Origin of the sequence: Stutzerimonas kunmingensis (assembly GCF_002929225.1) — a bacterium.
Classification (GTDB): domain Bacteria; phylum Pseudomonadota; class Gammaproteobacteria; order Pseudomonadales; family Pseudomonadaceae; genus Stutzerimonas.
Genome location: NZ_PISM01000022.1, coordinates 164,346 through 185,049, shown reverse-complemented (window position 1 = coordinate 185,049; position 20,704 = coordinate 164,346). Strand labels below are relative to the sequence as shown.

General features: G+C 64.8%; 22 protein-coding genes and 1 tRNA gene. 13 read left to right on the top strand and 10 right to left on the bottom strand.

Annotation, left to right across the window (positions count from 1 at the left end):
* Window positions 1-31: 31 nt before the first annotated feature.
* The 3 genes from secB to CW305_RS20170 form a co-directional block, all read right to left on the bottom strand.
* Entirely contained in the window at window positions 32-526 is a 495-nt protein-coding gene (secB, locus tag CW305_RS20180) for a protein-export chaperone SecB (RefSeq protein ID WP_014818643.1), read from the bottom strand.
* Between the two features lie 64 nt (window positions 527-590).
* Entirely contained in the window at window positions 591-845 is a 255-nt protein-coding gene (gene grxC / locus CW305_RS20175) for a glutaredoxin 3 (RefSeq protein ID WP_102832361.1), read from the bottom strand.
* Between the two features lie 2 nt (window positions 846-847).
* On the bottom strand, window positions 848-1,261 hold the full coding sequence (locus CW305_RS20170) for a rhodanese-like domain-containing protein (protein ID WP_014818641.1): 414 nt from the start codon (window positions 1,259-1,261) through the stop codon (window positions 848-850).
* A 140-nt stretch (window positions 1,262-1,401) separates the two neighbouring features.
* Between CW305_RS20170 and gpmI the strand changes: the two genes are divergently transcribed.
* The 4 genes from gpmI (at window position 1,402) to CW305_RS20150 (ending at window position 6,516) form a co-directional block, all read left to right on the top strand.
* Window positions 1,402-2,949, top strand: coding sequence for a 2,3-bisphosphoglycerate-independent phosphoglycerate mutase (gpmI, locus tag CW305_RS20165; protein WP_104098781.1), 1,548 nt, complete (start codon window positions 1,402-1,404; stop codon window positions 2,947-2,949).
* A gap of 116 nt (window positions 2,950-3,065) precedes the next feature.
* Window positions 3,066-4,325, top strand: a complete 1,260-nt coding sequence (locus CW305_RS20160) for a murein hydrolase activator EnvC family protein (RefSeq protein ID WP_104098780.1) — start codon at window positions 3,066-3,068, stop codon at window positions 4,323-4,325.
* A gap of 71 nt (window positions 4,326-4,396) precedes the next feature.
* Entirely contained in the window at window positions 4,397-5,722 is a 1,326-nt protein-coding gene (locus CW305_RS20155) for a S41 family peptidase (RefSeq protein WP_104098779.1), read from the top strand.
* Window positions 5,723-5,724: 2 nt separating this feature from the next.
* Window positions 5,725-6,516, top strand: coding sequence for a divergent polysaccharide deacetylase family protein (locus CW305_RS20150; protein ID WP_425444921.1), 792 nt, complete (start codon window positions 5,725-5,727; stop codon window positions 6,514-6,516).
* Window positions 6,517-6,519: 3 nt separating this feature from the next.
* Here CW305_RS20150 and CW305_RS20145 read toward each other — a convergent pair whose 3' ends face one another.
* The 7 genes from CW305_RS20145 to hisB all read right to left on the bottom strand — a co-directional run bounded on the left by CW305_RS20145 (window position 6,520) and on the right by hisB (window position 11,477).
* Window positions 6,520-7,266: a substrate-binding periplasmic protein gene (locus CW305_RS20145; RefSeq protein ID WP_104098777.1), complete on the bottom strand. Its 747-nt coding sequence runs from the start codon at window positions 7,264-7,266 to the stop codon at window positions 6,520-6,522.
* A gap of 235 nt (window positions 7,267-7,501) precedes the next feature.
* Complete coding sequence (locus tag CW305_RS20140; RefSeq protein ID WP_104098776.1) at window positions 7,502-8,248, bottom strand: substrate-binding periplasmic protein; 747 nt, start codon at window positions 8,246-8,248, stop codon at window positions 7,502-7,504.
* Between the two features lie 87 nt (window positions 8,249-8,335).
* Window positions 8,336-9,106: an imidazole glycerol phosphate synthase subunit HisF gene (gene hisF, locus CW305_RS20135; protein WP_104099117.1), complete on the bottom strand. Its 771-nt coding sequence runs from the start codon at window positions 9,104-9,106 to the stop codon at window positions 8,336-8,338.
* Between the two features lie 98 nt (window positions 9,107-9,204).
* Window positions 9,205-9,948 (bottom strand): 1-(5-phosphoribosyl)-5-[(5-phosphoribosylamino)methylideneamino]imidazole-4-carboxamide isomerase, encoded by a 744-nt coding sequence (gene hisA, locus CW305_RS20130; protein WP_041015041.1) that lies wholly within the window; start codon window positions 9,946-9,948, stop codon window positions 9,205-9,207.
* A 36-nt stretch (window positions 9,949-9,984) separates the two neighbouring features.
* Window positions 9,985-10,245: a DUF2164 domain-containing protein gene (locus tag CW305_RS20125; RefSeq protein ID WP_104098775.1), complete on the bottom strand. Its 261-nt coding sequence runs from the start codon at window positions 10,243-10,245 to the stop codon at window positions 9,985-9,987.
* Complete coding sequence (gene hisH, locus CW305_RS20120) at window positions 10,246-10,884, bottom strand: imidazole glycerol phosphate synthase subunit HisH (protein WP_104098774.1); 639 nt, start codon at window positions 10,882-10,884, stop codon at window positions 10,246-10,248.
* Complete coding sequence (hisB, locus tag CW305_RS20115; protein ID WP_003303331.1) at window positions 10,884-11,477, bottom strand: imidazoleglycerol-phosphate dehydratase HisB; 594 nt, start codon at window positions 11,475-11,477, stop codon at window positions 10,884-10,886. Before hisB ends, hisH begins: the two co-directional genes overlap by 1 nt.
* Before the next feature lie 129 nt (window positions 11,478-11,606).
* Between hisB and CW305_RS20110 the strand changes: the two genes are divergently transcribed.
* The 9 genes from CW305_RS20110 to CW305_RS20070 all read left to right on the top strand — a co-directional run bounded on the left by CW305_RS20110 (window position 11,607) and on the right by CW305_RS20070 (window position 20,700).
* Window positions 11,607-12,920 carry a nitrate regulatory protein gene (locus CW305_RS20110; RefSeq protein WP_104098773.1) on the top strand — a complete coding sequence of 438 codons (1,314 nt, stop codon included), beginning with the start codon at window positions 11,607-11,609 and terminating at the stop codon, window positions 12,918-12,920.
* A gap of 358 nt (window positions 12,921-13,278) precedes the next feature.
* Complete coding sequence (locus CW305_RS20105; protein WP_104098772.1) at window positions 13,279-14,610, top strand: CmpA/NrtA family ABC transporter substrate-binding protein; 1,332 nt, start codon at window positions 13,279-13,281, stop codon at window positions 14,608-14,610.
* Window positions 14,611-14,636: 26 nt separating this feature from the next.
* Window positions 14,637-15,506, top strand: a complete 870-nt coding sequence (gene ntrB / locus CW305_RS20100; protein WP_104098771.1) for a nitrate ABC transporter permease — start codon at window positions 14,637-14,639, stop codon at window positions 15,504-15,506.
* A gap of 11 nt (window positions 15,507-15,517) precedes the next feature.
* Window positions 15,518-16,300: an ABC transporter ATP-binding protein gene (locus tag CW305_RS20095; protein WP_003296263.1), complete on the top strand. Its 783-nt coding sequence runs from the start codon at window positions 15,518-15,520 to the stop codon at window positions 16,298-16,300.
* A gap of 89 nt (window positions 16,301-16,389) precedes the next feature.
* A complete protein-coding gene (panM, locus tag CW305_RS20090) occupies window positions 16,390-16,788 on the top strand; it encodes an aspartate 1-decarboxylase autocleavage activator PanM (protein WP_041015118.1) in 399 nt (132 codons plus the stop codon).
* A gap of 185 nt (window positions 16,789-16,973) precedes the next feature.
* A complete protein-coding gene (locus tag CW305_RS20085) occupies window positions 16,974-19,199 on the top strand; it encodes an AsmA family protein (protein ID WP_044314860.1) in 2,226 nt (741 codons plus the stop codon).
* Window positions 19,196-20,263, top strand: a complete 1,068-nt coding sequence (gene mutY / locus CW305_RS20080; protein ID WP_104098770.1) for an A/G-specific adenine glycosylase — start codon at window positions 19,196-19,198, stop codon at window positions 20,261-20,263. The genes CW305_RS20085 and mutY overlap by 4 nt, the downstream gene beginning before the upstream one ends.
* The gene (locus CW305_RS20075) at window positions 20,260-20,532 is read left to right on the top strand and encodes an oxidative damage protection protein (protein WP_003280779.1); all 273 of its coding nucleotides are present in this window, start codon (window positions 20,260-20,262) and stop codon (window positions 20,530-20,532) included. Before mutY ends, CW305_RS20075 begins: the two co-directional genes overlap by 4 nt.
* 92 nt (window positions 20,533-20,624) lie before the next feature.
* Window positions 20,625-20,700: transfer RNA gene (locus tag CW305_RS20070), tRNA-Phe, on the top strand.
* Window positions 20,701-20,704: the final 4 nt, after the last annotated feature.

Below are 20,704 nucleotides of genomic sequence, written 5' to 3'. Positions count from 1 at the left end.
CGTCAGACGCTTCCTGCATGATCCGCATGGATCAGTGGGCGGTGCTGGGGGCTTCGCCGGCGCTCTGCATGCGCGCCATTTCCTGGGCGTAGAGTGCGTCGAAGTTCACCGGAGCCAGCATCAGTGCCGGGAACGAACCGCGGGTCACCAGGCTGTCCAGCGCCTCACGGGCGTACGGGAAGAGGATGTTCGGGCAGAACGCTCCAAGGGTGTGGCTCATCGCAGCCGCTTCCAGACCCTTGATCAGGAAGATCCCGGCCTGCTGCACTTCGGCAATGAAGGCAACTTCTTCGCCGGTCTTCACGGTGACCGAAAGGGTCAGCACGACTTCATGGAAGTCGCCCTCAAGCGCCTTCTGCTTGGTGTTCAGGTCCAGTGCGACACTCGGATTCCATTCCTGACGGAAAATTTCCGGGCTCTTCGGCGCTTCGAAGGACAGGTCGCGGACGTAGATGCGCTGCAGGGAGAACTGCGCGCCCTGTTCGTTCTGCGACGCTGCGCCGCCGTTGTTAGCTTGTTCGGTCATTTCTGCAACCTTCTATCCAGTTGTGCGTGTCGTTTGAATTGTTCGCGGACCCGCGTTGCCGGCCTCAAGCCTGCAGCAACGGGTCGAGACGTCCAGCGCGCTCCAGCGCGTGCAGCTCATCGCAGCCGCCGACGTGCTTGTCGCCGATCCATATCTGCGGCACCGAGGTGCGTCCGGCCTTGCTGGCCATCTCGGCGCGCAGGGACGGGTTGCCATCCACGGGAACTTCCTCGTAGGCGACACCCTTGCGATCGAGCAGCGCCTTGGCGCGGATACAGAACGGGCACCAGGCGGTGGTATAGATGACGACGTTGGGCATGATTACTTGACCACTGGCAGATTGTCGCCGCGCCAGCTGGAAATCCCTCCCGACAACTTGGCGGCGGTGAAGCCTGCCTTCTGCAACTCACGGCAGGCCGTTCCGGCGTGCTGCCCCATGGCGTCGACCACGATGATGGTCTTGGCCTTGTGCTTTTCCAGCTCGCCTGTGCGGCTGACCAGCTTCTCGTAGGGAATGTTCAATGCATCGACGATATGACCGGCGTCGAACTCCTTCTTGACGCGCACGTCCAACACCACGCCCTCGCCACTGTTGACCAGTGCCGTCAGTTCGCGATTGCTCAGGCTCTTGCCACCCTTGCGTGTCTCGGTGATGAACAGAAGGATCAACAGCACCACGAACAGGCTGCTGAGTACATAGTGGTTAGAGACAAATTCAATCAGGTTAGCGAGCATCAACGGGTACCCGGACGATAAAATGCGGGCCAGTATACACAGCCCCTCCTACCGGCTGAACCCTGATGATTCGTGACCTCGCCCCGGCCAGCCAGTAGACTGGCTGCCCTTTTCCGCCCCCGTGCAAGGAGCCCGAAAGCATGTCCGTCGCCCCCACCGCCACGCCCAAACCCCTGGTACTGATCATTCTCGATGGCTTCGGGCACAGCGACAGCCCGGACTTCAACGCCATCCACGCCGCCCGCAAGCCGGTCTACGATCGCCTGCTGGCCAGCCAGCCGCACGGATTGATCTCTGGCAGCGGCATGGATGTCGGTCTGCCGGACGGGCAGATGGGCAACTCCGAGGTCGGCCACATGAACCTGGGCGCCGGGCGCGTGGTGTATCAGGACTTCACCCGGGTGACCAAGGCGATCCGTGATGGCGAGTTCTTCGCCAACCCGACCATCTGTGCCGCCGTCGACAAGGCCGCGGGGGCCGGCAAGGCGGTGCACATCCTCGGCCTGCTTTCCGACGGTGGCGTGCACAGCCATCAGGATCATCTGGTCGCCATGGCCGAGCTGGCGGCCCGGCGCGGCGCCGAGAAGATCTACCTGCATGCCTTCCTCGACGGCCGCGACACCCCTCCGAAGAGCGCACAGCACTCCATCGAACTGCTTCAGGCCACCTTCACCCGCCTGGGCAAGGGCCGTATCGCCAGCCTGATCGGCCGCTACTTCGCCATGGACCGCGACAACCGCTGGGACCGCGTACAGCAGGCCTACGAGCTGATTGTCGACGGCAAGGCGGAGTACCGCTCCGACTACGCCGTGGATGGCCTGATCGCCGCCTACGAGCGTGGCGAAAGCGACGAATTCGTCAAGGCGACCACCGTCGGCGAACCGGTACGCGTCGAGGATGGCGACGCCGTAGTGTTCATGAACTTCCGTGCCGACCGCGCCCGCGAGCTGACCCGTTGCTTCGTCGAACCCGGCTTCAATGAATTCGAACGCGCCCGGGTGCCGCAACTGGCCGAGTTCGTCATGCTCACCCAGTACGCCGCGAGCATTCCCGCGCCGGCAGCCTTCGCCCCGGAAGCGCTGACCAACGTGCTCGGCGAGTACCTGGCCAACAACGGCAAGACCCAGCTGCGCATCGCCGAAACCGAGAAATACGCCCACGTAACCTTCTTCTTCTCCGGCGGCCGCGAAGAGCCCTTCCCCGGCGAAGAGCGCATTCTGATCCCCTCGCCTCAGGTCGCCACCTACGACCTGAAACCCGAGATGAGCGCGCCCGAGGTCACCGATCGTATCGTCGATGCCATCGAAAACCAGCGCTACGACGTTATCGTGGTCAACTACGCCAACGGCGACATGGTCGGTCATACCGGCGTGTTCGATGCCGCGGTCAAGGCGGTGGAATGCCTGGACAGCTGCGTCGGGCGGATCGTCGAGGCGCTGGACAAGGTCGGTGGCGAAGCGCTGCTGACCGCCGACCACGGCAACGTCGAACAGATGGAAGACGTCATGACCGGCCAGGCGCACACCGCGCATACCTGTGAGCCAGTGCCTTTCATCTATATAGGCAAGCGCAACGTCTCGATCCGCGAAGGCGGCGTGCTGGCCGATGTCGCGCCAACCATGCTGACCCTGCTCGGCATGCCGGTACCGCCAGAGATGACCGGTCGCTCGATCGTCGAGCTAAAATGATCGAGCCGGGCGGGAAGCGGCTGGCGCCTGCCGCCGTTTCCCGCTACAGGCTTCAAGCTTCCAGCTTGCTTTTTAGGCATACTACGTCGGTCATAACGCTCGGTTGACGCCCTCCAATGCCTCGTACCTTTCTTGCCCTCGCCTTCCTCTGCCTGCTCGGCCCCGCCGTGGCGGACGATCGTGCCGCAGCGCGGCAGCAGATCGAAGCCGCTCGCCAGGACATTGCCGAACTGCAGAAACTGCTCAAGCAGATCGAGCAGGAGAAATCCGGCGTTCAGAAGCAGCTGAAGACCACCGAAAGCGAGATGGGTCAGCTGGAAAAGCAGGTCGACACCCTGCAGCAGGAGATCGACCGCAGCGAGGCGGAGCTGGAACGCCTGAACGAGGAGAAGACCACCCTGGAAGGCGCACGCCTGCAGCAGCAGCGCCTGATCGGGCTGCAGGCCCGCGCCGCCTATCAGAATGGGAGGCAGGAATACCTCAAGCTGCTGCTCAACCAGCAGAACCCGGAAAAATTCAGCCGCACCATCACCTATTACGACTACCTGAACAAGGCGCGCCTCGAACAGCTCGACAGCTTCAACGAGACCCTGCGCCAACTGGCCGGAGTCCAGACTGACATCGAAGCGCAGCAGAACCTTCTGGCGGAAAAGAAGGACGGCCTGCTGGAGCGGCGCGAACAGCTCGCCGAGGTGCGCAAGGAGCGCCAGCAAACGCTGGCCAAGCTCAACAGCGACCTGTCCAGCCGCGAACAGAAGCTGCAGGCCCGCCGTCAGGAGCAGGCCCAGTTCGAACGGGTACTCAAGACCATCGAGGAAACTCTGGCCCGCCAGGCTCGCGAAGCCGAGGAAGCCCGGCAACGAGAGCTGCTTGCCGAGCGCCAGCGTCAGGAGCAACAACAATCCCGGTCCGGCGCCAGCACTGCGCCGAGCGGTCCATTGGTTTCCAGTGCCGGCGGCAACTTCGGCGGCCCGTTCGCCAAGGCCAAGGGCAAGCTGCCATGGCCGGTGGATGGACGTCTCGTCGCCCGCTATGGCACTCCGCGCGGCGGCGACGCTCGAACCAAGTGGGACGGCGTACTGATTGGCGCCAGCGTCGGTACTCAGGTCCGCGCCGTCCATGGCGGACGCGTAGTGTTCGCCGACTGGCTGCGCGGCGCTGGACTGCTGGTAATCCTCGACCATGGCAATGGTTATCTGAGCCTGTATGGCCACAACCAGAGCCTGCTGCGCGACGCCGGCGATATCGTCAAGGCCGGCGACGCAATTGCCACGGTAGGCACCAGCGGCGGCCAGGAAACTGCCGCACTGTATTTCGCCATTCGCCAGCAGGGGCGCCCCAGCGATCCTGCCCAATGGTGCCGCGCGCAAGGTTAGCGCGCAGCGGCGTTCGGTCCTGCCGAGCCGCCCGCACCACCAAGCGCGCCCTCTCATAATTGGAGTTCGACATGTTGCACCTGCGCCGTTTCGCCCGCCCATCCACGCTCGCCCTGGCCGTATTGCTGGGGATGCAGGGCGGCGCATGGGCCCAGCAGCCCATGGAGGAGGCCACGGCGCCAAGTGCCAGTGCCAAAGCCCCGCTGCCGCTGGAGGAGCTGCGCACCTTTGCCGAGGTACTGGACCGCATCAAGGCTGCCTATGTCGAACCAGTCGATGACAAAACCCTGCTGGAAAATGCCATCAAAGGCATGCTCAGCAATCTCGATCCTCATTCCGCCTATCTCGAGCCCGAAGCGTTCGCCGAGCTGCAGGAAAGCACCAGCGGCGAATTCGGTGGTCTCGGCATCGAAGTCGGCATGGAAGACGGCTTCATCAAGGTCGTTTCACCGATCGACGATACCCCGGCATCCAAGGCCGGCATCGAAGCCGGCGACCTGATCGTCAAGATCGACGGCCAGCCGACCAAGGGGCTGTCGATGATGGACGCCATCGGCAAGATGCGCGGCAAGCCGGGCAGCAGCATCAGCCTGACGCTGGTGCGCGAAGGCGGCCAGCCGTTCGACGTGAAGCTGACCCGCGCGGTCATCAAGGTGCGCAGCGTCCGCAGCCAGATCCTGGAGCCAGGCTACGGCTACTTGCGCGTCACTCAGTTCCAGGTCAACTCCGGCGAGGAAGTGGGCAAGGCGCTGGCGAAGCTGAAGAAGGACAACGACGGCAAGAAGCTCAACGGCCTGGTCCTCGACCTGCGTAACAACCCCGGTGGCGTGCTGCAGGCGGCTGTCGAGATTTCCGACCACTTCCTGACCAAGGGCCTGATCGTCTACACCGAGGGTCGCATCGCCAATTCCGAGCTGCGCTTCAACGCCGACCCGGCCGATGCCAGCGAAGGCGTACCGCTGGTGGTGCTGATCAACGGCGGCAGCGCCTCGGCCTCTGAGATCGTCGCGGGCGCGCTGCAGGATCACAAGCGCGGTGTGCTGATGGGCACCGACAGCTTCGGCAAGGGCTCGGTACAGACCGTGCTGCCGCTGAACAACGATCGTGCACTGAAGCTGACTACCGCGCTGTACTACACCCCCAACGGCCGCTCGATCCAGGCCCAGGGCATTGAGCCGGACATCAAGGTCGAGCGTGCCAAGCTGACCCGCGAGCAGGCCGCCGATGGCTTCCGCGAGGCCGATCTTGCTGGCCACCTGGGCAACGGCAACGGCGGTCCGGACCGTCCCACCGCCACCCAGATCACCAGCGACTCGCCGCGCCCGCAGGACGATGACTACCAGCTCGGTCAGGCCCTGAATCTGCTCAAGGGATTGAACCTCACCCGCGGCCAGTGAAGATGTCAGGCTGGGTAGCAGGGCTGGCGCTGCTGGTGTTGCTCGCCAGCCAGGCGCTGTATGCCAGCGAGCCCGCAGCCACGCCGGACCATGTCCCGCGACCGCGGTTGACCCTGATAATCGACGACCTCGGGCAGAACCCGGCACGCGACCGCCGCGTGCTGCAACTGCCGGGGCCGGTCGCGCTGGCGATCCTTCCCGACACCCGCCATGCAGCCGACCTTGCCGAGCAGGCCCATCGCGCCGGCAAAACGGTCATGCTGCACATGCCGATGGCGCCTGCCCAAGGCCGTTTCACCTGGCATCCCCAACTACCTCATGACGAACTGGCGCGCCGTCTCGACGCAGCGCTTGCGGCGGTACCGCATGCCAGCGGGCTGAACAACCACATGGGCAGCGCCATGACCGATCAGATACAGGCCATGACCTGGCTGATGGGCGAACTGCAGCGCCGCCACCTGTTCTTTCTCGACAGCCGCACCAGCCCGCGCACCGTGGCCGCCGCCAGCGCCCAACGCACGGCACTGGCCAGCCTGTCTCGGGACATCTTTCTCGATGACGATCCTTCACCGTCCGCGGTAGCCGAACGCTTTCACGCGGCAGTCGCGCTGGCGCGCAAGCAAGGCTCGGTCGTCATCATCGGTCATCCCCACGAGAGCACGCTGGCCGTGCTCGAACGCGAACTGCCGCGGCTCTCGGCGCAGGGCATCGAATGGGTCGATGTCGGGCAGATGATCGCCACCCGCAGCAACCGCGCGATGGCCGCCCACGGTCGTGGCGGCGTCTACCGCTGAGCTTCAGAGATAGCGGCGCAGCATCGCATCCACCGTGCCGTCGGCACGCATCGCATCCAGCGCCCGCTGCAGGCGCTCAACCACCTCGTCCGGTGTCGCCCGGTTGAGCGCGAGGAACAGCCGCGCTTCATTGAAACGCAGCACCGGTTTCAGGCCGGTCACACCTTCCTGCTTGGCCAGGTAGGGTCCGACCGGATCGGCGGTGGCCCAGACGTCGATCTGACCCTTGAGCAGCTTGCTGATGTTCTCCTGATCACGCAGCGAGTTGATCGGCGCCAGGCCCTTGCCCTCTAGGTGCTGGCTGACCGCATCGTTCTTGTAGGCACCGATGCGCAGGTCACGTGCCTGCTCCAGCCCGGTCAGGCGCAGAGGACTGTCGGCGGGCGCCAGCAGCACCCAGCTGATGCTCGCCAACGGGCCGACCCATTTGAACTGCTGCTCGCGCTCGGCCGTAAAGGTGGTGGAGAACAGACCCTGATCCGGCTGTTCGAGCACCTGCTTGTAGATGCGATCCCAGGGAAAGCGCAGGGTCAGCTCGTAGCGGATATTCGCGCGGCGGAACATCTCGCGCACGATGTCGGCGTTGATGCCGTGGATGCGCGCGTCGGCCGCGTAGTTCTTGCCGTCCTCGGCCATGTTGAATGGTGGAAAGTTCTCGGTCAGCAGCACGACTCGGTAATCGTCAGGCAGCGCGGCGTGCGCGTGAGCACAGAGCAGCAGCAAGACGACGGCAATGATTCGCTTGAACATGGATCGCTCCCTTCTTCTCGATTCCCTGGCCCACCCCTCCGCGAGCCAGAGCCGGGGACTGTCCAAAGCAAGATGCGAACCAGCGAAGCGCCACGGCGCCAGGCGGCTGAGCGCCCGCTGAATCACGGAAGCGTGCATGCGCCAGGACGGCGCGAGCAGGAGGATCGGTGCACGCTACTGGCGCACCGCCACCACCGAAAAAGTCGGCGCAGGAAATGCGCCGACCTGGGAAGGCTCAGAGGTAGCGCGCGTTGATCTCGTCGATCACACCTTCGCTGCGCATCTGGTCGAGCGCTTTCTGCAGCTTCTGCACCGTCTCGTCGGCGACCTGCTTGTTCAGCGCCAGGTACAGTTCGGCACTGTCGAAACGCAGCACACGCTTGAGTCCGGTCACACCGTCCTGGCGGGCGAGGTAGCGGCCAGCGGGATCACCAGTGGCCCACAGGTCGATCTTGCCGTCGATCAGCTTCTTCACGTTCTCCTGATCGCGCAGGGCGAGCTGCGGCGTCAAGCCCTGGCCTTCCAGGTGTTCGGCGATAGCGTCGCCCTTGTAGGCGCCGACGTTGTACTGGCGGGCCTGTTCCAGATTGGTCAGGTTGATCGGGCTGTCGCCGCGGGCCAGCAACACCCAGTCATCCGGACCGATGGGACCAACCCATTTGAACAGCTCTTCACGCTCGGGCAGGCGCGCCGTGACGAAAACCCCGTAGTTCGGCTGTTCCAACGCCATGCCGTAGATGCGTTCCCAGGGGAAACGCAGCGTCAGGGTGTAATCGACCCCGGCGCGCTTGAACATCTCGCGCACGATATCCACGGCGATACCGCTGATGTTTTCATCGCGGGCGAAGTTCTTGCCGTCGGCCGCCATGTTGTAGGGCGGGAAATTCTCGGTCAGCAGATTGATCTTGTCTGGCGCCTGAGCGTGCGCCAGCGTAGCGCCCAGCAGCAAAGCTGCGGCGATGGTAGAGATTGTCTTGCGCATGTGTGTACCCCCTGAGTACTTATCCGCAACAGCCGCGGACGTGTCCATGTTTCGAGAGCGAAGCCTTTCGCTCTGCCGGCAACGCGATCAGCGCATCACGATGCCGCGGGCGGCCAGATAGGCCTTGGCTTCCGGAATGGTGTATTCGCCGAAGTGAAAGATGCTCGCGGCCAGCACCGCATCGGCCTTGCCTTCGAGGATGCCATCGGCCAGGTGCTGCAGGTTGCCGACGCCACCCGAGGCGATCACCGGAATGCACAGCGCTTCGCTGATGGCACGGGTGACACCCAGGTCGTAGCCGCTCTTCACACCGTCCTGGTCCATGCTGGTCAGCAGGATCTCGCCGGCACCGAGGTCTTCCATCTTCTTCGCCCACACCACCGCATCCAGCCCGGTGGGCTTGCGGCCGCCATGGGTGAAGATTTCCCAGCGGCCAGGCTCGCCCGGCGCGGAGACCTTCTTGGCATCGATGGCAACGACGATGCACTGCGAGCCGAAGCGGTCCGCGGCCTCGCCGACAAACTCCGGATTGAACACCGCGGCGGTGTTGATCGAGACCTTGTCGGCGCCGGCGTTGAGCAGGTTGCGGATGTCCTGCACGCTGCGCACGCCGCCGCCCACGGTCAGCGGGATGAATACCTGGCTGGCCATGCGCTCGACGGTGTGCAGGGTGGTGTCGCGGTTGTCGACGCTGGCGGTGATGTCGAGGAAGGTGATCTCGTCGGCGCCCTGCTCATCGTAGCGGCGGGCGATTTCCACCGGGTCGCCGGCGTCGCGGATGTTCTCGAACTGAACGCCCTTGACCACGCGGCCGTTGTCCACGTCGAGGCAGGGAATGATGCGTTTGGCCAGGGCCATGGCTTTCTCCGAAAGCAGCTTCTTCAAGCCGCAGGCTTCAAGCTGCAAGTAGCGTGTAGGGTGGATCGCGCTTCACCGATCCACCACAGATCAGCGAATCACTCGTCCTTGTACTTCAGGTCGCAGAGCGCCTGCGCCTCGGCCACATCCAGCGTGCCCTCGTAGATCGCCCGGCCGGTGATGGCGCCGACGATGCCCGGGGTGTTGGTATCGAGCAGCTTCTGGATGTCGCCGATGTTGTGGATGCCACCGGAAGCGATCACCGGGATGCGGCTGGCGTTGGCCAGCGCCACGGTGGCCTCGACGTTGCAGCCCTGCATCATGCCGTCCTTGGCAATGTCGGTGTAGACGATCGCCGAGACGCCATCGGCCTCGAAGCGGCGGGCCAGATCGACTGCCTGCACGCTGGAGACTTCGGCCCAGCCATCGGTGGCGACGAAGCCATCCTTCGCATCCAGACCAACGATGACCTTGCCCGGGAAGGCGCGGCAGGCCTCGGTGACGAACTCTGGCTCTTTGACCGCCTTGGTGCCGATGATCACGTAGCTGACGCCGGCGCGCACGTAGTGCTCGATGGTTTCCAGGGTGCGGATGCCGCCACCGATCTGGATCGGCAGGTCCGGGTAGCGCTTGGCGATGGCGGTGACCACCTCGCCGTTGACCGGCTGGCCTTCGAAGGCGCCGTTGAGATCGACCAGGTGCAGACGACGGCAACCGGCCTCGACCCATTTGGCGGCCATGGCCACCGGGTCGTCGGAAAACACCGTGGCATCGTCCATCAGGCCCTGGCGCAGACGCACGCAGGCGCCGTCCTTGAGATCGATAGCGGGGATAATCAGCATGGCTTGAACCTGTTCAAATCAAGTGTCGGTTAAGGGTCAGCTCTTCTCGAGCGCCCACAAGTCGCTTTCGATGCTCTCGAACCGTTCCTTCAGGTGGCTCTGCACGTCGAAGATCGCCTTGTTGTAATACAGCGGCGCGATTTCCCGGGCGAACAGATCGAGTACTTCCTGCGCCTCGAACGAGCCCAGCTCGAGTTCGAAGCGCTCTTCCAGAAAGCGCTTGATGATCTGTTGCGCCGCCTGCTCCTGAGCGGCATCCAGCGTCAGGACCGGCGGCTTGAGCTTGGCCCGGCTCATTTACCAGCGGCCATCCCAGGCGGCGAAGTTCTGCAGCAGCTGCAGGCCGTGGGTGTGGCTCTTCTCCGGGTGGAACTGCACGGCGAAGCGCGAGCCATCGGCCAGCGCGGCGGCGAAGTCGTTGCCGTAATGGCCGCGACCGACCACCTGGCGCGGATTGCCGGCCTCGATGTAGTAGCTGTGCACGAAATAGAAGCGGCCATTGTCCGGAATCGCGTGCCAGAGCGGATGGTCGATCACCTGCTTGACCTCGTTCCAGCCCATGTGCGGCACCTTCAGGTGTTCGCCGTCCTCGTGCAGGTCCTTGCCGAAGAAGCGCACCTGACCGGGGAACAGACCGATGCAATCGACGCCGTCGTTCTCCTCGCTGCGCTCCATCAGCGCCTGCATGCCGACGCAGATACCGAGGAACGGGCGATCCTGACTGACTTCGCGAACCAGTTCATCGAAGCCCAGCCGGCGGATCTCGGCCATGCAGTCGCGAATCGCGCCGACACCGGGAAACACCACGCGGTCGGCCTCACGGATGACCTGCGCATCGCTGGTGATCAGCACGCGGCCAGCGCCGACGTGCTCCAGCGCCTTGGCCACCGAATGCAGGTTGCCCATGCCGTAGTCGATGACGGCAACGGTCTGCATTACAGGCACCCTTTGGTGGAAGGCATCTGCCCGGCCATGCGCGGATCGAGCTCGACGGCCATGCGCAGCGCGCGGCCGAAGGCCTTGAACACGGTTTCGATCTGGTGGTGGGTGTTGATGCCGCGCAGGTTGTCGATGTGCAGGGTCACCAGGGCGTGATTGACGAAGCCCTGGAAGAATTCCTGGAACAGGTCGACGTCGAACTTGCCGACCACCGCGCGGGTGTAGGGCACGTTCATGGTCAGCCCCGGGCGCCCGGAGAAGTCGATCACCACGCGCGACAGCGCCTCGTCCAGCGGCACGTAGGAATGCCCGTAGCGGGTCATACCCTTCTTGTCGCCGATGGCCTTGGCAAAGGCCTGGCCAAGGGTGATGCCGACGTCCTCGACGGTGTGGTGGTCGTCGATGTGCAGGTCGCCGTTGCACTCGATATCCAGGTCGATCAGCCCGTGACGGGCGATCTGGTCGAGCATGTGCTCCAGGAAGGGCACGCCGATGGCGAAGCGCGCCTTGCCGGTGCCATCCAGATTGATGGTGACCTTGACCTGGGTTTCCAGGGTGTTGCGCTCTACGTAAGCCGTACGTTCGGACATCAACAGCTCCGCTGATCGTGGGCGAAAAGGGGCACATTATAGGCGCAAACGCCGCAGCACGGATACGCACAGGGCTTACTGGACTGCATCTTGCAGGAACCAGCGCGTCAACCCGCGGAGGTGCCGCCCATGCACGGACGGAAAATGCCTGCGACCCTGCGCTTCATGCTGGCGTCCCGGCGCAGCGAGCTACTCGGCCTGGAGGACCTGGCGCGCACCTGCGAACTGGTCACCGGCATCAGCCAGTTGGTGCACGCGCTGCAGAAGGAGCGCGGCTACTCGAACATCTACCTCAGCGGGAACGCCGCGCATCATCGCCAGCAGCTGGACGTGCTTAGCCTGGAAGCCGAGTCGCTGGAACGCGACGTGCGACTGGATCTGGACCGCATCGACCTGGACGCCATCAGTACGGCGGACAAGACCCGACTGTTCACCCGCATCGCCTACGCGCTGCACAGCCTCGATGAGCTGCCCGCGCTGCGCCGGCGCATCCGCGAACACGCCATCAGCATGCAGGACGCCACGGCGACGCTGGTGCGGCTGATCGGTGGTTTGCTGGCCGTGGTGTTCGAGGCGGCCGACACCGCCGCCGATCCAGATATCACCCGTTGCCTGGTGGCGCTGTTCAATTTCATGCAGGGCAAGGAACTGGCCGGCCAGGAGCGCGCCCTCGGTGTGGTCGGCTTCGCCAGCGGTTATTTCCGCGCCGACATGCTGGAGCGCCTGGAACACCTGCTCGAAGGCCAGGAGCGTTGCTTCGCCACCTTCAATCGTTTCGCCAGTGACTGCGCACAGCAGCTGTGGCAGTCGCTGTGCGCCAGCGAGGCCAATACCCAGGCCTGCCGGCTGCGCGACATTGCGCGCCGCACCAGCCCGGGCGCAGCGGTCGAACCGCTGCTGTGCGAACTCTGGTTCGAACTGCATACACAGCGAATCGACGCGATGAAGCAGGTCGAGACACGCCTGGAGCAGGATCTGTTGCAGCAGTGCCGATACAGCATCGAGCGCATCCGCAAGGACCTGCAGAGCCATCGCAAGCTGCTCGACGGCATCGCCGACATGCACGCCGCCGCCGAGCAGGCCAAGCTGTTCAGTGTGCAGGCCAGCGATCTCGACGCGCCGCCGCCGGACGGCATGACCGCGATGGTCGCACGCTCGACCCTGGAGCTGCTGCTGACCCAGAGCGTACGCCTGCAGGGCCTTAATGAAGAGCTGCGCGAGGCACGTCAGGCGCTGGACGAGCGCAAGCAGGTGGAGCGCGCCAAGCAGCAGCTGATGCGCCAGCAGGGCTTCTCCGAGGGCGAGGCCTACAGCTGGCTGCGCCAGGCGGCAATGAACCAGGGCCTGCGCCTGGAGGAGGTCGCCCAGCGCCTGCTGTCACTGGCACAGCCGGCGGCCGAGCGCGCCCCGGCCCGCACCCTGGGCCAGCGCTCCAGGCACTGAAAACAGGCACGCCGCACCATCAGCACAGCATGCCTGCCCCGCGGATGTGCATGCGCCGCCAGGCCCGCAGGATCGCCAAGCGCATCCCCTGTCGAGCAAGCCAATCAGGGAGCTGGTCGCGCCCTGTTTGCAGAAGCGTCGCAAGTGCTTGATTTGATGGAAGCCACCAGACTATTCGATGCCGCGGCAGCACCCTCTTAGCTCCGCCCGAGCACTTCTGGCACAGCTTTCGCAAAGCTCAGGCAAGGCCGGATCTTTCGGCTTTCACAACTCCTCATCAGGACAACGGTGTCCACGCTCTCCGGCTCAAGCCGGGCGGTGTGGCGCCGTTTTTTTTCGCCCAAAGGAAAACCCGACCATGACCGACAAGCCGAACAACGACCAGCCCAGCAGCGTCACGCTGGCCTCGCGCCGCAGCTTTCTCAAGCATTCGATCATTGCCGCCAGCGGCGTTGCCTTGTTCGGCGGCATGTCCCTGGGCATGCGTTCGGCCGCCTGGGCGGCGGGCGGGGATGTGGAGACAAGCAAGGCCAAGCTCGGCTTTATTGCCCTGACCGACGCCGCGCCGCTGTTCGTCGCCGCCGAGAAGGGCTTTTTCGCCAAGTACGGGATGACCGAAGTCGAGGTGCTCAAGCAGTCGTCCTGGGGCACCACCCGCGACAACCTGGTGCTCGGCTCGGCGAAGAACGGCATCGACGGCGCGCACATTCTCACGCCCATGCCCTACCTGATCAGCGCCGGCACCGTCACGCCGAACAACCAGCCGGTGGCCATGTCGATCCTGGCGCGGCTGAACCTGTCCGGGCAGTGCATCTCGGTGGGCGAGGAATATCGCGACCTGAAGATCGGCCTCGACAGCACACCGTTCAAAGCCGCACTGGAAGCGAAGAAGGCCAGCGGCAAGAAAGTCAGCGCAGCGATGACCTTCCCTGGTGGCACCCATGACCTGTGGATGCGCTATTGGCTGGCCGCAGGCGGCATCGACCCGAACGCCGACATCAACACCATCGTCGTGCCGCCAGCGCAGATGGTCGCCAACATGAAGGTTGGCAGCATGGACACCTTCTGCGTCTGCGAGCCGTGGAACGCCCAGCTGATCAACCAGAAGATCGGCTACACCGCCAACACCACCGGCGAGCTGTGGCACAACCACCCGGAAAAGGCCTTCGCCCTGCGCAGCGACTACGTGGCGACCAACCCCAACGCGGCCAAGGCGCTGACCATGGCGATCATGGAAGCCCAGCAGTTCTGCGAGAAGGCCGAGAACAAGGAGGAAGTGGCGAAGATCTGCTCGCAGCGCAAGTGGATCGGCGCGCCCTACAAGGACATCGTCGACCGCATGAAGGGCAATTTCGCCTACGGCACCGGCAAGGTCATCGAGAACCATCCCGAGCAGATGCGCTACTGGGACGACCACGCCTCCTACCCCTTCCAGAGCCACGACCTCTGGTTCCTCACCGAGAACAAGCGCTGGGGCTACCTGCCAACCGACTTCGACAGCCAGGCGCTGATCGCCAAGGTCAACCGCGAAGACATCTGGCGCGCCGCCGCCGGCGAACTGAACCTGCCCGCCGAGCTGATCCCGGCCTCCACTTCTCGTGGGGTCGAGAAGTTCTTCGACGGCAAGGTATTCGATCCGGAAAACCCGCAAGCCTATCTGGACAGCCTGACCATCAAGGCCATGGCCTGACAACCGCAACCCGCGAGGAAAAGCCCATGAATGCCAATGTCAAACTGCAGCCCGCCAGCGCAGAGCCGGTGACCATCGCCCGCCCTTCCCGGCTCGCCACACTGGCTCGGCGTAGCGGCCGCTACGCAGCGCAACAGCTGGTACCGCCGCTGGTGATCCTGCTGCTGCTCGGCGTGGTCTGGGAGATGCTCTGCTCCGGCGCAGACGCCGCGCTGCCGCCGCCGTCGCAGGTGATTACGGAAACCTGGGAGCTGATCATCGATCCGTTCTACGACAACGGCGGCAATGACGTGGGCCTGGCCTGGCAGCTGCTGGCAAGCCTGCAGCGGGTTGCGGTGGGTTATATGCTGGCGGTGGTCGCCGGGGTCGGCCTCGGCGTGCTGATCGGCCAGTCGGACTGGGCCATGCGCGGCCTCGATCCGATCTTCCAGGTGCTGCGCACCGTGCCGCCACTGGCCTGGCTGCCGCTATCGCTGGCGGGCTTCCAGGACAGCCATCCCTCGGCGCTGTTCGTCATCTTCATCACCGCGATCTGGCCGATCATCATCAATACCGCGGTGGGCATCCGCAACATCCCGCAGGACTACCGCAACGTCGCCCAGGTGCTGCAGCTCAACGGTTTCGAGTACTTCAAGACCATCATGCTGCCGGCCGCTGCGCCCTACATCTTCACCGGCCTGCGCATCGGCGTCGGCCTGTCATGGCTGGCGATCATCGCCGCGGAAATGCTCATCGGCGGCGTCGGCATCGGCTTCTTCATCTGGGATGCGTGGAACGCCTCGCGCATCAGCGACATCATCCTCGCGCTCGTCTACATCGGCGTGGTCGGCTTCGTGCTCGATCGCCTGGTGGCCTTCGTCGGCCAGCGCATCACCCGCGGCATTCCGGCCAACTGAGGAGCAACGCCATGAGCTATCTCTCCATCGAACACCTGGACAAGAGTTTCGTGCGCGGCAACCTCGCCTCGCAGGTGCTCAAGGACATCAACCTGAACATCGCCAAGGGCGAGTTCATCTCCATCATCGGCCACTCCGGCTGCGGCAAGTCGACGGTGCTGAACATCGTCGCCGGGCTGCTCGACCCCAGCCTCGGCGGCGTGATCCTCGACGGCAAGGAGGTCCGCGGCCCCGGCCCGGACCGCAGCATGGTGTTCCAGAACCACTCGCTGCTGCCCTGGCTGACCGTCTACGAGAACGTCGAAGTGGCAGTGAACAAGCTGTTCAAGCGCAGCATGAACAAGCGCGAACGGCGCGACTGGATCGAGCACAACCTGGCGCTGGTGAACATGGGCCACGCACTGAACAAGTATCCGCAGGAAATCTCCGGCGGCATGAAGCAGCGCGTCGGCATCGCCCGCGCGCTGGCGATGAAGCCCAAGGTGCTGCTGCTCGACGAGCCCTTCGGCGCGCTGGATGCACTGACCCGCGCGCACCTGCAGGACGAGGTGATGAAGATCCAGAAGGACCTGGGCAACACCATGATGATGATCACCCACGACGTCGACGAGGCCGTGCTGCTCTCCGACCGCATCGTGATGATGACCAACGGCCCCTCGGCGACCATCGGCGAAATCCTCGAGGTGAAACTGCCGCGCCCGCGCGACCGCATCGCCCTGGCCGACGACCCGGAGTACAACCACTATCGCCGTGCGGTGCTGAGCTTCCTTCACGAGCGCCATCGCCTGCACTGAGCGAACGCGCCAACCGCCGCCGTCTCGTGCGCTGGCGGCGGTTCGGCGTATCCTTGCCGGCACTTCTGCTCAGCCGTCGCAAGGTCGCCATGCCCGTCTACGTCGAATCCGTCACCCAGCCCAGCCCGCAGGATTTAACCGATCTGGCGAAAATCTACGCCGACGCCCCCGAATGGCTGCTGACGCCCTATGCCAGCGCCGAAGCGCTGATCGAGGCGGCGCTGGCCGATGGCAGCCTGATCGCAGGCCGCTTCAATGACCGTCTGCTCGGCGCCGCCCTGCTGCGGCGCGGCGACGAAGCCTGGCGCCTGTCACACCTGTGCGTACGCAAGGTCACCCGCAAACGCGGCGTCGGCCGCCGGCTGCTGGAAGAAACCCAACGGCTGGCCAGTGAAGCCGGCAAGCCGTTGCGCCTTGCCGCACCCGCCGGTCATCTGGAAGCCAGCGCCCTGGCCGCGCGAACGCATCTGCCGCTGGATTCGCTCTAAGTCGCCCACGCGATATCCGCTGCGCCCTGCCTGATCCGCCGACGGGGCGCGCTTGCCGCCCCGCCGCGGCCATCTGTGGAACCCGCACCCGCAACGGCACTCCAACGCCGACCGCGTTCCCGACAAGTGCAGGCACGGGGCTATACTCGGCACTTTTCAGATCGTTCATCTACAAGGACTCGTCCATGAAATCGCTCGGCAAAATCCTGGGTCTGGTCTTTCTCGGGCTGTTGCTGATCGTCGTGGCGGCGGGCTTCGCCCTGACCCACCTATTCGATCCCAACGACTACAAGGACGAGATCCGCGACCTGGCACGCAGCAAGGCCGGCCTTGAACTGGACATCAAAGGCGACATCGGCTGGAGCCTGTTCCCCTGGCTCGGCCTGGAGCTGCACGAGACCACCCTGGCCAGCGCACAGACACCCGAGCAGCCGTTCGCCGACCTGCGCATGCTCGGCCTGTCGGTGCGGGTAATGCCGCTGCTGAGCCGCGAAGTGCAGATGAGCGACATCACCGTCAACGGCCTCAACCTGACCCTGAGCCGTGACGAACAGGGCCGCGGCAACTGGGAGGGCGTTGGCCAGCCGGCCAAACAGCCAGAGCAGTCCGCGCAAACCCCGAAGGCCAGCGAGCCAGGCCCAGAACAGGCCGACGAAGCGCCAGCTTCGCGCAACAAGCCGCTGACGCTGGATATCGACAGCCTGACCGTCAGCGATGCCCGCGTAACCTACAGCGACGCCAAGACCGGCCAGCAGTACAGCGCCGAAAGCATCGAGCTCACGACCGGCGCGATCCGCGAAGGCAGCCCGATCCCGCTCAAGCTCAACGCCTTCTTCGGCAGCAACAAGCCGGTGATGCGCGCGCGCACAGAACTGCAGGGCGCGCTGCGTTTCGACAACCAGCTCAAGCGCTACCAGTTCGAAGACATGCGCCTGTCCGGCGAGGCTTCCGGCGAGCCGCTGCAAGGGCAGACACTGACCTTCAGCGCCCAGGGCCAGCTGCTGGTCGATCTCGCTGCGCAGATCGCCGAATGGAACAGCCTCAAGTTCACCGCCAACCAGCTCCGCGGGCTGGGCGAACTGAAGGCGCGTGATCTGGACAAGGAACCGAAGATCAGCGGTGCGCTGACCGTGGCGCAGTTCAACCTGCGCGAATTCCTTCAGGGCACCGGCCAGCAACTGCCGGCCATGGCTGACGCTGCCGCACTGAGCAAGGCCGAACTGGTCAGTCGCCTGAGCGGTACGCCGAACAGCCTGGCGTTGGAAGAGCTGACCCTGAAGCTCGACGACAGCACCTTCACCGGCCGCCTCGCGATCAGCGACTTCGCCCGCCAGGCACTGCGCGTCGACCTCAAAGGCGACCGCTTCAATCTCGACCGCTACCTGCCGCCACCGAGCAAGGAGCAACCGGCCGAGGCGGCGCGCAAGAGCGAGGTCAAGAGCACCCAGGCCAGCGCGGTCGGCAGCGGCACCACGCCACTGCCCAACGCGCCGACCCAGCAGGCCTGGAGCGAAGCTTCGGTGTTGCCGCTGGATCAGCTGCGCAAGCTCGACACCGAGGTCAACCTGGCCATCGGCAGCCTGACCGCAATGAAAATCCCGCTGGACGGTTTCAACCTCAAGGCACGCACCCGCAACGGCCTGCTGACCCTGCAGGAAGTGCGCGGCGGGCTGTATGGCGGCCGCCTGGACGGCTCGGCCAGCCTCGACGTACGCCCGGCACTGCCATTGCTGACCGTGCAGAACCGCTTCAATGGCGTGCCGGTCGAGCGCCTGCTGGAAAGCCAGGGCGAGGACGTGGTGGTCAAGGGGCTGCTCAACCTGGATGCCGACCTGCGCACCCAGGGCAACAGCGAGAAGGCCTGGATCGACAACCTCAACGGCAAGGTCGGCTTCATCATCGACAACGGCGTGCTGGTCGATGCCAACCTCGAGCAGCAGCTGTGCCGTGCCATCGCCACGCTCAATCGCAAGCCGCTCACCAGCGAACCACGCAGCAAGGACACGCCGTTCCGCGAACTCAAGGGCAACCTGACGCTGCGCAACGGCGTGGCCAGCAACCCCGACCTCAAGGCCAGCATTCCTGGGCTCACCGTCAACGGCAACGGCGACGTCGATCTGCGCGTGCTGGGCATGGACTACCGCGTCGGCATCGTCATCGAAGGCGACAAGGGCGCCATGCCGGACCCGGCCTGCCAGGTCAACGAGCGCTACGTCGGCATCGAATGGCCGCTGCGCTGCCGCGGCCCGCTGGAGCTGGGCGCCAAGGCCTGCCGCTTCGACAACGACGCCCTGGGCAAGGTCGCAGCGCGGCTGGCCGGCGAGAAGCTCAACGAAAAGATCGAAGAGAAGCTCGGCGACAAGGTCAGCCCCGAGCTCAAGGACGCGCTCAAAGGCCTGTTCAACCGATGAGCCCCGAGCAGTTCGGCGCGGCGGTCCTCGACTGGTTCGACCGCCACGGCCGCAAGGATCTGCCCTGGCAGCAGAACATCACGCCGTACCGGGTGTGGGTGTCGGAGATCATGCTGCAGCAGACCCAGGTCAGCACCGTGCTCGGTTACTTCGACCGCTTCATGGAGGCGCTGCCCAGCGTCGAGGCGCTCGCCGCCGCCGAGGAAGACGAGGTGCTGCACCTGTGGACCGGGCTCGGCTACTACAGTCGCGCACGCAATCTGCACAAGACCGCGAAACTCATCGTGGCCGAATACGGCGGCGTGTTTCCGGCGGATGTCGACCAGCTCGCCGAATTACCGGGCATTGGCCGCTCCACGGCCGGCGCCATCGCCAGCATCAGCCTGGGCCTGCGCGCGCCGATCCTCGACGGCAACGTCAAGCGCGTGCTGGCCCGCTACGTTGCGCAGGACGGCTATCCCGGCGAGCCGAAGGTGGCCCGCCAGCTGTGGGAGGTGGCCGAACGTTTCACCCCGCAGCAGCGCGTCAACCATTACACCCAGGCGATGATGGATCTCGGCGCCACGCTGTGCACCCGCAGCCGCCCGAGCTGCCTGCTCTGCCCGCTCAAGGACGGCTGCCGCGCCCATCTGCTCGGGCGCGAAACCGACTTCCCGGTGCCCAAGCCACGCAAGGCGCTGCCGCAGAAACGCACACTGATGCCGCTACTGGCCAATCGCGACGGTGCCATCCTGCTCTATCGGCGCCCGTCGACGGGCCTGTGGGGCGGGCTCTGGAGCCTGCCGGAACTGGACGACCTCGCCGCCCTCGACCCATTGGCCGCGAGGCATGCCCTGCAGCTCGAGGAGCGCCGCGAGCTGCAGGGGCTGACCCACACCTTCAGCCATTTCCAGCTGGCCATCGAGCCCTGGCTGATCAGGGTCAAGTCCGCGCCCGACGCCGTGGCCGAGGCCGACTGGCTCTGGTATAACCTCGCCACCCCGCCGCGCCTCGGCCTTGCCGCGCCAGTAAAGACACTGCTCAAGCGCGCCGCCGTTGAATTGAATGCAGGAGAAACCTCATGACCCGCACCGTGAACTGCCGCAAGTACAACGAAGAACTCCCCGGCCTCGAGCGCCCGCCATTTCCAGGCCAGAAAGGCGAGGACATCTACAACAACATTTCCAAACAGGCCTGGGACGACTGGCAGAAGCACCAGACCATGCTGATCAACGAACGCCGACTGAACATGATGAACGCCGAAGACCGCAAGTTCCTTCAGGGCGAGATGGACAAGTTCTTCTCCGGCGAAGATTACGCCAAGGCCGAAGGCTACGTGCCGCCGAGCGAATGACCGTCGGCTGCGCTAAGCGCCCGTCCGGATTAAATATTTTTCCGGACCACGCTTGACAGGCAAAAGCCAAATCCGTCTAATAGCGCCCCGTTGCCCAGGTAGCTCAGTCGGTAGAGCAGGGGATTGAAAATCCCCGTGTCGGCGGTTCGATTCCGTCCCTGGGCACCACTAA

Excerpts from the sequence above, each read along its gene's own strand:
- secB (WP_014818643.1), bottom strand. The coding sequence starts at position 526 with ATGACCGAACAAGCTAACAACGGCGGCGCAGCGTCGCAGAACGAACAG.
- grxC (WP_102832361.1), bottom strand. The coding sequence starts at position 845 with ATGCCCAACGTCGTCATCTATACCACCGCCTGGTGCCCGTTCTGTATC.
- CW305_RS20170 (WP_014818641.1), bottom strand. The coding sequence starts at position 1,261 with ATGCTCGCTAACCTGATTGAATTTGTCTCTAACCACTATGTACTCAGC.
- gpmI (WP_104098781.1), top strand. The coding sequence starts at position 1,402 with ATGTCCGTCGCCCCCACCGCCACGCCCAAACCCCTGGTACTGATCATT.
- CW305_RS20160 (WP_104098780.1), top strand. The coding sequence starts at position 3,066 with ATGCCTCGTACCTTTCTTGCCCTCGCCTTCCTCTGCCTGCTCGGCCCC.
- CW305_RS20155 (WP_104098779.1), top strand. The coding sequence starts at position 4,397 with ATGTTGCACCTGCGCCGTTTCGCCCGCCCATCCACGCTCGCCCTGGCC.
- CW305_RS20150 (WP_425444921.1), top strand. The coding sequence starts at position 5,725 with ATGTCAGGCTGGGTAGCAGGGCTGGCGCTGCTGGTGTTGCTCGCCAGC.
- CW305_RS20145 (WP_104098777.1), bottom strand. The coding sequence starts at position 7,266 with ATGTTCAAGCGAATCATTGCCGTCGTCTTGCTGCTGCTCTGTGCTCAC.
- CW305_RS20140 (WP_104098776.1), bottom strand. The coding sequence starts at position 8,248 with ATGCGCAAGACAATCTCTACCATCGCCGCAGCTTTGCTGCTGGGCGCT.
- hisF (WP_104099117.1), bottom strand. The coding sequence starts at position 9,106 with ATGGCCCTGGCCAAACGCATCATTCCCTGCCTCGACGTGGACAACGGC.
- hisA (WP_041015041.1), bottom strand. The coding sequence starts at position 9,948 with ATGCTGATTATCCCCGCTATCGATCTCAAGGACGGCGCCTGCGTGCGT.
- CW305_RS20125 (WP_104098775.1), bottom strand. The coding sequence starts at position 10,245 with ATGAGCCGGGCCAAGCTCAAGCCGCCGGTCCTGACGCTGGATGCCGCT.
- hisH (WP_104098774.1), bottom strand. The coding sequence starts at position 10,884 with ATGCAGACCGTTGCCGTCATCGACTACGGCATGGGCAACCTGCATTCG.
- hisB (WP_003303331.1), bottom strand. The coding sequence starts at position 11,477 with ATGTCCGAACGTACGGCTTACGTAGAGCGCAACACCCTGGAAACCCAG.
- CW305_RS20110 (WP_104098773.1), top strand. The coding sequence starts at position 11,607 with ATGCACGGACGGAAAATGCCTGCGACCCTGCGCTTCATGCTGGCGTCC.
- CW305_RS20105 (WP_104098772.1), top strand. The coding sequence starts at position 13,279 with ATGACCGACAAGCCGAACAACGACCAGCCCAGCAGCGTCACGCTGGCC.
- ntrB (WP_104098771.1), top strand. The coding sequence starts at position 14,637 with ATGAATGCCAATGTCAAACTGCAGCCCGCCAGCGCAGAGCCGGTGACC.
- CW305_RS20095 (WP_003296263.1), top strand. The coding sequence starts at position 15,518 with ATGAGCTATCTCTCCATCGAACACCTGGACAAGAGTTTCGTGCGCGGC.
- panM (WP_041015118.1), top strand. The coding sequence starts at position 16,390 with ATGCCCGTCTACGTCGAATCCGTCACCCAGCCCAGCCCGCAGGATTTA.
- CW305_RS20085 (WP_044314860.1), top strand. The coding sequence starts at position 16,974 with ATGAAATCGCTCGGCAAAATCCTGGGTCTGGTCTTTCTCGGGCTGTTG.
- mutY (WP_104098770.1), top strand. The coding sequence starts at position 19,196 with ATGAGCCCCGAGCAGTTCGGCGCGGCGGTCCTCGACTGGTTCGACCGC.
- CW305_RS20075 (WP_003280779.1), top strand. The coding sequence starts at position 20,260 with ATGACCCGCACCGTGAACTGCCGCAAGTACAACGAAGAACTCCCCGGC.